Below are 12058 nucleotides of genomic sequence, written 5' to 3' on the forward strand. Positions count from 1 at the left end.
TCAGCTGTCCTTGTTGTGGATGATGATGGTCGGGTCGGCACCGCTGATCAACGAGTTGATCGTCTGGTTGGACCAGTTAACCCCTTCCAGCTTGATGGTCACGTCGGCGTTGGCGATACCACCTTCGGCGTTGAGCTTGCCTTCGCTGCTGACTTGCAACGTGGTCGTACCCTCCACCGTGGTGAGCTTGAGGTAGTTATCGATGGTGCTGCCCTTCTCGCCCTGGAGCAGATCCTTCAGGTCGATACGGTCACCCTCGGCCTTGTTGAAGTCCTTGATCACGTCGTTACCGATGTCGCCAGCCTTCCACACGAAGGTGTCGGCACCGCTGCCACCGATCAGGATATCGTCGCCCTGGCCACCGATCAGGGTGTCATTGCCAGTACCGCCCAGCAGGATGTCGTTACCTTTGCCACCACTTAGCGTGTCGTTACCACCTTGGCCGAAGAGGATGTCATTGCCATTGCCGCCCGACAGGATGTCGATGCCGTCTTTGGCACCGGAGATATCGAACTCGGTGTAGTGCTCGGTGATGTACTGGTGAACATTGCTGGTAGTGACAGCGCTGACTTCAACACCACTCTTCTGTGCAACGTACGTCTGCAGGGCCTGGTAGCCCTCGCTGACCACACCGTTGAGGGTGATCAGGTCACCGAAGATGATGTCGTTGCCGTTACCGCCATCGATGGTATCGGCACCTGGCACCGTTGCTTCGGAGTGACCGAGAATCGCCTTGGCCAAATCGGACGGGTCGATATTGGTCTGTGGCTTGCCGGCACTGTCATAAGGTTTCAGATCGTTCAGCGTGACATCGCTGTTCAGGCCGATAGCCTGGACTTTGCTCAAGCCATTGGTGCCGCCCAAGACTGCGAAACTTTCAGTAGAACCTGCGGCCGAGTAGACGTAGTTCCAGTAATCCGCGTAGCCGGTACCGCCCAGGCTGGAGAGTTCATAGGTACCATCACCTTGTGCATGAAGGGTGCCGACCGTCTTGGTGGAGTCAAGCACCAACTCACCTCGGCGGTTCTCGGTATAGGTCAGCACTTTGACCACACCATTGCTGCTGATCTCGACCTTGTGAGTCGCGTCGGCCCACGCGCTGAACGTGTCACCCATCTTGTAATTGTTGACGTTGACTACATCGTCCAGGCTCTTGCCATTCTTCCACAGGCTAGGGTTGGTGGACTCACCGCTCTGATAATAGGTTGGCTTACCGTCGGTAATGAAGTAAGTCAGGTTCTCCGCACCTTGGTTGCTGGTGGCCATGGTGCTGTTGAAGAAGTTGGACGTGGTCTTGAACGCGTCTTCATAGTTGGTACCGCCACCGTAGTAGCCGCCTACCATCGAGTTCAATACCGCTTGCAACTTGCTCAAAGCGTCCGGGTCGGCAAGGTTCACTGCTACGTTCTTGTTTACCTGGGTATCGAAGTCGACCAGGAAGATGTTCACGGTACCCGAGGTGTCCGAGCCCAAGCTGGCCTTGAGCGAATTGAACACCGAAGCCAACTGCGTCTTGGCGTCAGCAATCGACTTGTCGCTCATACTGCCCGAACTGTCGACCATGAAGGCGATGTTGTAGTTCTTGCCCTGAACCACGTTCAGCCCGGATACGTCAGCGACGATGATGTCGTTGCCTTCACTACCGGTCATCGTGTCATTGCCCGAGGTGCCCACACTGGCCTTGTAGGTCGCGGCGTACACCGTCACCGGGATATTGCCGGTGGTGATGGCCGAGCCGCCAAGGCTTTCGGTGGAAGTCGAGGTAACCGTGATGTCGAACGAGCCTTTGTAATAGGCCGGCGGGGTCAGCGTCAGGCTACTGAGTTTCCAGCCTGTCACGTCGACCGGGGCAGTACCAACCGTAACCGTGTGGCCTGCACCATCGCTCAACACAGTACCTTTCGGGATACCGCTGAGTGTCACGTTCAGGCTTTCGGAGCCGTCGGTGTCGGTCAGGGCGGTGGAAATGCCCACCAGCTTCACCGAGCCACCCTCAGGCCCTTCGTTGAGCTTGTAGCCGTCGTAGTAGCTTTGACCGTTCACAGTGTGCAGATCGGACACGCCCAGGCCGGCGTTGGCCATCTCGGTAACGTTCTGGTACATCTTGACGTTCGAGCTGCTCAGGTCGGTAACGGCACCGGAGCCTACCTGGATGTTCAGGTCATAGCTGCCTGGGCCGGACTGGTTGGCATGGTAGACCTCGATCGGGTAGTAGCCGCTGGTATTCGGGGTAAAGGTCCCCGACACCCCGCCACCGGCTCCCCAGGTGGCCGTGACTACAGTCTTGCCACCGATGGTGACCACGAAGCTGTCGTCGGCCGAACCGCTGAAGGTATAGACCTTGCCGGCTTCCAGGTAGATCAGGCCCGACGTTTTCGAACCGGTGCCAGCGGTGACGCTACCATCGGATTGTACGTTGGTAGTGGTGCTGCTGAAATTGGAACTGCCGGAGTTGGCGAAGACCGTCTTCAGATCCTCGCCGGTAATGCCGTTGCCGCCAGTACCCAGGCCTTGGAGGCTGGTCCAGACCTCCTTCGTCAGCCCTTTGGACTCGATATCGGCGCTGCCGAAACTCAGGGTCGGTTTGTCGGCAATCGGGCTGATATCGACCTTCATGGTCACTTCACTGCCCAGGTTGGTGCCATCGTTCGGCTTGAACTTGAACTGGGCGTAGTCAGCCTTCTGGTTACCCACACCATTACCACCGTAGTTGTCCGCACCCGACTGGTTCAGGGCCGGAACGAACTTCAGGTTCTTGGCGGTGATATCTGCCTGGCTGACCACCTGGCCAGCGACCACATTCACCCATGCAGTACCGTTGAAGAACTGCAAGTTGCCGGCGGCCGGGAGCGAGGTGATGGTCACGGACAGGTTAGTGTTGCCATCGGCATCAGTGACTTTGAAATCACCCCAGGCAAACACGTAATCGGTGTCCTCCACGCCAAATACCGCGCTGCCAGGCGAAACGGGCAGATGGTCGTTGTCGAGGATGGTGGTCGTCACGCTCGATTTGCTGCTATCGATCTGCAGGTTCTCGAAGCTACCACCCGTGGCGGTTTCGATCTTCACAACGAAGTTCTCGGTACCTTCGACCAGTTTGTCGTTGATGGTAGCGATGTTGAACGTCGTGCCTGTGCTGTTGGCCGGGATCTTCACGGTCGCGACACCGGTGAAGTCCTCACCGTTGTTGGCGGTACCGCTGTAGCTTAGGGTGATAGTGACTTCGGACTTGGACGCGTTACTGAGGGCTAGCGTGTACTGGCCGGTCTCGCCCTCGGTCAGCGAAGTCGTGCCGGTAATACCGACCGTGGTGGCGTCGCCCTGATTGCCGGTGCCCGGAGTACCCGAACCTGGTTCGTCGGTCACGGCGGTGCTGACCGAAGTCTTGTCGAGTGTCAGCTGTTCGAACTTGCCAACGTCCGCGCCTTCAACGGTAGCGATCGACATCACGACAGGGTCGTTGCTACCGACGTAGACGTTGTCCGGAGCGGCCACGGTCGCAGTGCCCACGGTGCCATTGGCCGGCACGGTGATAACGGTCTTGCCGTCGCTCAGCGTGAAGGTCAAGGCACTGTGGTTGTTGATTGGCAGACCATCTTTGTTGGTCAGCGTGATGGTGTAGGTGATCTCGCCGCCTTCGGTCACCGAAGGGGTCGCAGTCAGCTTGGCTACGACTTCGTCGAGGGTGTCGGTCACTTGAACAGTAGCCGCACCGCCCAGTTCGAGGTTTTCGAAGGTGCGACCGTCTACATCCGCAGCAGACGTGATGCCCAGGCTGATCTGGCCAGCGTCGTTGTAGACGTCATCGCCTTGTGCCGTGTGCTCGTAAGGCGCGCTGGTGTCGCCAGCCTTGATGGTGACCTGAGCGTTGTTGCTCAGGGTCACGACCAGGTCGTGGGCCAGGGCGGTATTGATATGCACGGTGAACGTCGGCTTGACGTTCTCGGCCACCGAAGTCTGGTCGGCCGTGATGGTGACCTTGACCAGGTCGCCTTCGTTGCCTGGGGTACCTGGCTCGTCGGTGACAGTCGTGCTGACCGAAGTCTTGTCGAGTGTCAGCTGTTCGAACTTGCCAACGTCCGCGCCTTCAACGGTAGCGATCGACATCACGACAGGGTCGTTGCTACCGACGTAGACGTTGTCCGGAGCGGCCACGGTCGCAGTGCCCACGGTGCCGTTGGCCGGCACGGTGATAACGGTCTTGCCGTCGCTCAGCGTGAAGGTCAAGGCACTGTGGTTGTTGATTGGCAGACCATCTTGGTTGGTCAGCGTGATGGTGTAGGTGATCTCGCCGCCTTCGGTCACCGAAGGGGTCGCAGTCAGCTTGGCCACCACTTCGTCGGTGGTGTCGGTCACTTGAACAGTAGCCGCACCGCCCAGTTCGAGGTTTTCGAAGGTGCGACCGTCTACATCCGCAGCGGACGTGATGCCCAGGCTGATCTGGCCAGCGTCGTTGTAGACGTCATCGCCTTGTGCCGTGTGCTCGTAAGGCGCGCTGGTGTCGCCAGCCTTGATGGTGACCTGAGCGTTGTTGCTCAGGGTCACGACCAGGTCGTGGGCCAGGGCGGTATTGATATGCACGGTGAACGTCGGCTTGACGTTCTCGGCCACCGAAGTCTGGTCGGCCGTGATGGTGACCTTGACCAGGTCGCCTTCGTTGCCTGGGGTACCTGGCTCGTCGGTGACAGTCGTGCTGACCGAAGTCTTGTCGAGTGTCAGCTGTTCGAACTTGCCAACATCCGCGCCTTCAACGGTAGCGATCGACATCACGACAGGGTCGTTGCTACCGACGTAGACGTTGTCCGGAGCGGCCACGGTCGCAGTGCCCACGGTGCCGTTGGCCGGCACGGTGATGACGGTCTTGCCGTCGCTCAGCGTGAAGGTCAAGGCACTGTGGTTGTTGATTGGCAGACCATCTTTGTTGGTCAGCGTGATGGTGTAGGTGATCTCGCCGCCTTCGGTGACCGAAGGGGTGGCGGTCAGCTTGGCCACCACTTCGTCGGTGGTGTCGGTGACATCCACCTTCGCGGCACCGCCCAACTCCAGGTTTTCGAAGGTGCGACCGTCGACATCCGCAGCAGACGTGATGCCCAGGCTGATCTGACCAGCGTCGTTGTAGACGTCATCGCCTTGTGCCGTGTGCTCGTAAGGCGCGCTGGTGTCGCCAGCCTTGATGGTGACCTGAGCGTTGTTGCTCAGGGTCACGACCAGGTCGTGAGCCAGGGCGGTATTGATGTGCACGGTGAACGTCGGTTTGACGTTCTCGGCTACCGAAGTCTGGTCGGCCGTGATGGTGACCTTGACCAGGTCGCCTTCGTTGTTGCCGCCCGGATTACCTGGGGTGCCTGGCTCGTCGGTGACAGTCGTGCTGACCGAAGTCTTGTCGAGTGTCAGCTGTTCGAACTTGCCAACGTCTGCGCCTTCAACGGTAGCGATCGACATCACGACAGGGTCGTTGCTACCGACGTAGACGTTATCCGGGGCAGTGACAGTGGCAGTACCCACGGTGCCGTTGGCCGGCACGGTGATGACGGTCTTGCCGTCGCTCAGCGTGAAGGTCAAGGCACTGTGGTTGTTGATCGGCAGGCCGTCTTGGTTGGTCAGGGTGATGGTGTAGGTGATCTCGCCGCCTTCGGTGACCGAAGGGGTCGCAGTCAGCTTGGCCACCACTTCGTCGGTGGTGTCGGTGACATCCACCTTCGCGGCACCGCCCAACTCCAGGTTTTCGAAGGTGCGACCGTCGACATCCGCAGCAGACGTGATGCCTAGGCTGATCTGGCCAGCGTCGTTGTAGACGTCATCGCCTTGTGCCGTGTGCTCGTACGGCGCGCTGGTGTCGCCGGCCTTGATGGTGACCTGAGCGTTGTTGCTCAGGGTCACGACCAGGTCGTGGGCCAGGGCGGTATTGATGTGCACGGTGAACGTCGGTTTGACGTTCTCGGCTACCGAGGTCTGGTCGGCCGTGATGGTGACCTTGACCAGGTCGCCTTCGTTGTTGCCGCCCGGGTTGCCTGGGGTGCCTGGCTCGTCGGTGACAGTCGTGCTGACCGAGGTTTTATCCAGCGTCAGCTGTTCGAACTTGCCAACGTCCGCGCCTTCAACGGTAGCGATCGACATCACGACAGGGTCATTGCTACCGACGTAGACGTTGTCCGGAGCGGCCACGGTCGCAGTGCCCACGGTGCCATTGGCCGGCACGGTGATGACGGTCTTGCCGTCGCTCAGCGTGAAGGTCAAGGCACTGTGGTTGTTGATTGGCAGACCATCTTGGTTGGTCAGCGTGATGGTGTAGGTGATCTCGCCGCCTTCGGTGACCGAAGGGGTGGCGGTCAGCTTGGCCACCACTTCGTCGGTGGTGTCGGTGACATCCACCTTCGCGGCATCGCCCAACTCCAGGTTTTCGAAGGTGCGACCGTCGACATCCGCAGCAGACGTGATGCCCAGGCTGATCTGGCCAGCGTCGTTGTAGACGTCATCGCCTTGTGCCGTGTGCTCGTAAGGCGCGCTGGTGTCGCCAGCCTTGATGGTGACCTGAGCGTTGTTGCTCAGGGTCACGACCAGGTCGTGGGCCAGGGCGGTATTGATATGCACGGTGAACGTCGGCTTGACGTTCTCGGCCACCGAAGTCTGGTCGGCCGTGATGGTGACCTTGACCAGGTCGCCTTCGTTGCCTGGGGTACCTGGCTCGTCGGTGACAGTCGTGCTGACCGAAGTCTTGTCGAGTGTCAGCTGTTCGAACTTGCCAACGTCCGCGCCTTCAACGGTAGCGATCGACATCACGACAGGGTCGTTGCTACCGACGTAGACGTTGTCCGGAGCGGCCACGGTCGCAGTGCCCACGGTGCCGTTGGCCGGCACGGTGATAACGGTCTTGCCGTCGCTCAGCGTGAAGGTCAAGGCACTGTGGTTGTTGATTGGCAGACCATCTTGGTTGGTCAGCGTGATGGTGTAGGTGATCTCGCCGCCTTCGGTCACCGAAGGGGTCGCAGTCAGCTTGGCCACCACTTCGTCGGTGGTGTCGGTCACTTGAACAGTAGCCGCACCGCCCAGTTCGAGGTTTTCGAAGGTGCGACCGTCTACATCCGCAGCGGACGTGATGCCCAGGCTGATCTGGCCAGCGTCGTTGTAGACGTCATCGCCTTGTGCCGTGTGCTCGTAAGGCGCGCTGGTGTCGCCAGCCTTGATGGTGACCTGAGCGTTGTTGCTCAGGGTCACGACCAGGTCGTGGGCCAGGGCGGTATTGATATGCACGGTGAACGTCGGCTTGACGTTCTCGGCCACCGAAGTCTGGTCGGCCGTGATGGTGACCTTGACCAGGTCGCCTTCGTTGCCTGGGGTACCTGGCTCGTCGGTGACAGTCGTGCTGACCGAAGTCTTGTCGAGTGTCAGCTGTTCGAACTTGCCAACATCCGCGCCTTCAACGGTAGCGATCGACATCACGACAGGGTCGTTGCTACCGACGTAGACGTTGTCCGGAGCGGCCACGGTCGCAGTGCCCACGGTGCCGTTGGCCGGCACGGTGATGACGGTCTTGCCGTCGCTCAGCGTGAAGGTCAAGGCACTGTGGTTGTTGATTGGCAGACCATCTTTGTTGGTCAGCGTGATGGTGTAGGTGATCTCGCCGCCTTCGGTGACCGAAGGGGTGGCGGTCAGCTTGGCCACCACTTCGTCGGTGGTGTCGGTGACATCCACCTTCGCGGCACCGCCCAACTCCAGGTTTTCGAAGGTGCGACCGTCGACATCCGCAGCAGACGTGATGCCCAGGCTGATCTGACCAGCGTCGTTGTAGACGTCATCGCCTTGTGCCGTGTGCTCGTAAGGCGCGCTGGTGTCGCCAGCCTTGATGGTGACCTGAGCGTTGTTGCTCAGGGTCACGACCAGGTCGTGAGCCAGGGCGGTATTGATGTGCACGGTGAACGTCGGTTTGACGTTCTCGGCTACCGAAGTCTGGTCGGCCGTGATGGTGACCTTGACCAGGTCGCCTTCGTTGTTGCCGCCCGGATTACCTGGGGTGCCTGGCTCGTCGGTGACAGTCGTGCTGACCGAAGTCTTGTCGAGTGTCAGCTGTTCGAACTTGCCAACGTCTGCGCCTTCAACGGTAGCGATCGACATCACGACAGGGTCGTTGCTACCGACGTAGACGTTATCCGGGGCAGTGACAGTGGCAGTACCCACGGTGCCGTTGGCCGGCACGGTGATGACGGTCTTGCCGTCGCTCAGCGTGAAGGTCAAGGCACTGTGGTTGTTGATCGGCAGGCCGTCTTGGTTGGTCAGGGTGATGGTGTAGGTGATCTCGCCGCCTTCGGTGACCGAAGGGGTCGCAGTCAGCTTGGCCACCACTTCGTCGGTGGTGTCGGTGACATCCACCTTCGCGGCACCGCCCAACTCCAGGTTTTCGAAGGTGCGACCGTCGACATCCGCAGCAGACGTGATGCCTAGGCTGATCTGGCCAGCGTCGTTGTAGACGTCATCGCCTTGTGCCGTGTGCTCGTACGGCGCGCTGGTGTCGCCGGCCTTGATGGTGACCTGAGCGTTGTTGCTCAGGGTCACGACCAGGTCGTGGGCCAGGGCGGTATTGATGTGCACGGTGAACGTCGGTTTGACGTTCTCGGCTACCGAGGTCTGGTCGGCCGTGATGGTGACCTTGACCAGGTCGCCTTCGTTGTTGCCGCCCGGGTTGCCTGGGGTGCCTGGCTCGTCGGTGACAGTCGTGCTGACCGAGGTTTTATCCAGCGTCAGCTGTTCGAACTTGCCAACGTCCGCGCCTTCAACGGTAGCGATCGACATCACGACAGGGTCATTGCTACCGACGTAGACGTTGTCCGGAGCGGCCACGGTCGCAGTGCCCACGGTGCCATTGGCCGGCACGGTGATGACGGTCTTGCCGTCGCTCAGCGTGAAGGTCAAGGCACTGTGGTTGTTGATTGGCAGACCATCTTGGTTGGTCAGCGTGATGGTGTAGGTGATCTCGCCGCCTTCGGTGACCGAAGGGGTGGCGGTCAGCTTGGCCACCACTTCGTCGGTGGTGTCGGTGACATCCACCTTCGCGGCATCGCCCAACTCCAGGTTTTCGAAGGTGCGACCGTCGACATCCGCAGCAGACGTGATGCCCAGGCTGATCTGACCAGCGTCGTTGTAGACGTCATCGCCTTGTGCCGTGTGCTCGTAAGGCGCGCTGGTGTCGCCAGCCTTGATGGTGACCTGAGCGTTGTTGCTCAGGGTCACGACCAGGTCGTGAGCCAGGGCGGTATTGATGTGCACGGTGAACGTCGGTTTGACGTTCTCGGCTACCGAAGTCTGGTCGGCCGTGATGGTGACCTTGACCAGGTCGCCTTCGTTGCCTGGAGTACCTGGCTCGTCGGTGACAGTCGTGCTGACCGAAGTCTTGTCGAGTGTCAGCTGTTCGAACTTGCCAACATCCGCGCCTTCAACGGTAGCGATCGACATCACGACAGGGTCGTTGCTACCGACGTAGACGTTGTCCGGGGCAGTGACAGTGGCAGTACCCACGGTGCCGTTGGCCGGCACGGTGATAACGGTCTTGCCGTCGCTCAGCGTGAAGGTCAAGGCACTGTGGTTGTTGATTGGCAGACCATCTTTGTTGGTCAGCGTGATGGTGTAGGTGATCTCGCCGCCTTCGGTGACCGAAGGGGTCGCGGTCAGCTTGGCCACCACTTCGTCGGTGGTGTCGGTGACATCCACCTTCGCGGCACCGCCCAACTCCAGGTTTTCGAAGGTGCGACCGTCGACATCCGCAGCAGACGTGATGCCTAGGCTGATCTGGCCAGCGTCGTTGTAGACGTCATCGCCTTGTGCCGTGTGCTCGTAAGGCGCGCTGGTGTCGCCGGCCTTGATGGTGACCTGAGCGTTGTTGCTCAGGGTCACGACCAGATCGTGAGCCAGGGCGGTATTGATGTGCACGGTGAACGTCGGTTTGACGTTCTCGGCTACCGAGGTCTGGTCGGCCGTGATGGTGACCTTGACCAGGTCGCCTTCGTTGTTGCCGCCCGGATTACCTGGGGTGCCTGGCTCGTCGGTGACAGTCGTGCTGACCGAAGTCTTGTCGAGTGTCAGCTGTTCGAACTTGCCAACGTCCGCGCCTTCAACGGTAGCGATCGACATCACGACAGGGTCATTGCTACCGACGTAGACGTTGTCCGGAGCGGCCACGATCGCAGTGCCCACGGTGCCGTTGGCCGGCACGGTGATAACGGTCTTGCCGTCGCTCAGCGTGAAGGTCAAGGCACTGTGGTTGTTGATCGGCAGACCATCTTGGTTGGTCAGCGTGATGGTGTAGGTGATCTCGCCGCCTTCGGTCACCGAAGGGGTGGCGGTCAGCTTGGCCACCACTTCGTCGGTGGTGTCGGTCACTTGAACAGTAGCCGCACCGCCCAGTTCGAGGTTTTCGAAGGTGCGACCGTCGACATCCGCAGCAGACGTGATGCCCAGGCTGATCTGGCCAGCGTCGTTGTAGACGTCATCGCCTTGTGCCGTGTGCTCGTAAGGCGCGCTGGTGTCGCCAGCCTTGATGGTGACCTGAGCGTTGTTGCTCAGGGTCACGACCAGGTCGTGGGCCAGGGCGGTATTGATGTGCACGGTGAACGTCGGTTTGACGTTCTCGGCTACCGAGGTCTGGTCGGCCGTGATGGTGACCTTGACCAGGTCGCCTTCGTTGTTGCCGCCCGGATTACCTGGGGTGCCTGGCTCGTCGGTGACAGTCGTGCTGACCGAAGTCTTGTCGAGTGTCAGCTGTTCGAACTTGCCAACGTCTGCGCCTTCAACGGTAGCGATCGACATCACGACAGGGTCGTTGCTACCGACGTAGACGTTATCCGGGGCAGTGACAGTGGCAGTACCCACGGTGCCGTTGGCCGGCACGGTGATGACGGTCTTGCCGTCGCTCAGCGTGAAGGTCAAGGCACTGTGGTTGTTGATCGGCAGGCCGTCTTGGTTGGTCAGGGTGATGGTGTAGGTGATCTCGCCGCCTTCGGTGACCGAAGGGGTCGCAGTCAGCTTGGCCACCACTTCGTCGGTGGTGTCGGTGACATCCACCTTCGCGGCACCGCCCAACTCCAGGTTTTCGAAGGTGCGACCGTCGACATCCGCAGCAGACGTGATGCCTAGGCTGATCTGGCCAGCGTCGTTGTAGACGTCATCGCCTTGTGCCGTGTGCTCGTAAGGCGCGCTGGTGTCGCCGGCCTTGATGGTGACCTGAGCGTTGTTGCTCAGGGTCACGACCAGATCGTGAGCCAGGGCGGTATTGATGTGCACGGTGAACGTCGGTTTGACGTTCTCGGCTACCGAAGTCTGGTCGGCCGTGATGGTGACCTTGACCAGGTCGCCTTCGTTGCCTGGAGTACCTGGCTCGTCGGTGACGGTAGTGCTGACCGAGGTTTTATCCAGCGTCAGCTGTTCGAACTTGCCAACGTCCGCGCCTTCAACGGTAGCGATCGACATCACGACAGGGTCGTTGCTACCGACGTAGACGTTGTCCGGAGCGGCCACGGTCGCAGTGCCCACGGTGCCATTGGCCGGCACGGTGATAACGGTCTTGCCGTCGCTCAGCGTGAAGGTCAAGGCACTGTGGTTGTTGATTGGCAGACCATCTTTGTTGGTCAGCGTGATGGTGTAGGTGATCTCGCCGCCTTCGGTCACCGAAGGGGTCGCAGTCAGCTTGGCTACGACTTCGTCGAGGGTGTCGGTCACTTGAACAGTAGCCGCACCGCCCAGTTCGAGGTTTTCGAAGGTGCGACCGTCGACATCCGCAGCAGACGTGATGCCCAGGCTGATCTGGCCAGCGTCGTTGTAGACGTCATCGCCTTGTGCCGTGTGCTCGTAAGGCGCGCTGGTGTCGCCAGCCTTGATGGTGACCTGGGCGTTGTTGCTCAGGGTCACGACCAGGTCGTGGGCCAGGGCGGTATTGATGTGCACGGTGAACGTCGGTTTGACGTTCTCGGCTACCGAGGTCTGGTCGGCCGTGATGGTGACCTTGACCAGGTCGCCTTCGTTGTTGCCGCCCGGATTACCTGGGGTGCCTGGCTCGTCGGTGACAGTCGTG

1 protein-coding gene (running past one end of the window) is annotated in these 12058 nt (G+C 60.2%); it reads right to left on the bottom strand.

Features of this window, described 5'->3' with window-relative positions:
• Positions 1–12058, bottom strand: the end of a protein-coding gene (locus J3A98_RS23565) for an immunoglobulin-like domain-containing protein (protein ID WP_209969961.1). The gene runs 15074 nt beyond the window's last position; 12058 of the gene's 27132 nt are visible here — the last part of the coding sequence; the start codon falls outside the window, past its right edge — the gene reads right to left on this strand; its stop codon occupies positions 1–3.

The sequence above is a fragment of the Pseudomonas sp. BP6 genome (genome assembly GCF_017875935.1).
GTDB classification, from domain to species: Bacteria; Pseudomonadota; Gammaproteobacteria; order Pseudomonadales; family Pseudomonadaceae; genus Aquipseudomonas; species Aquipseudomonas putida_Y.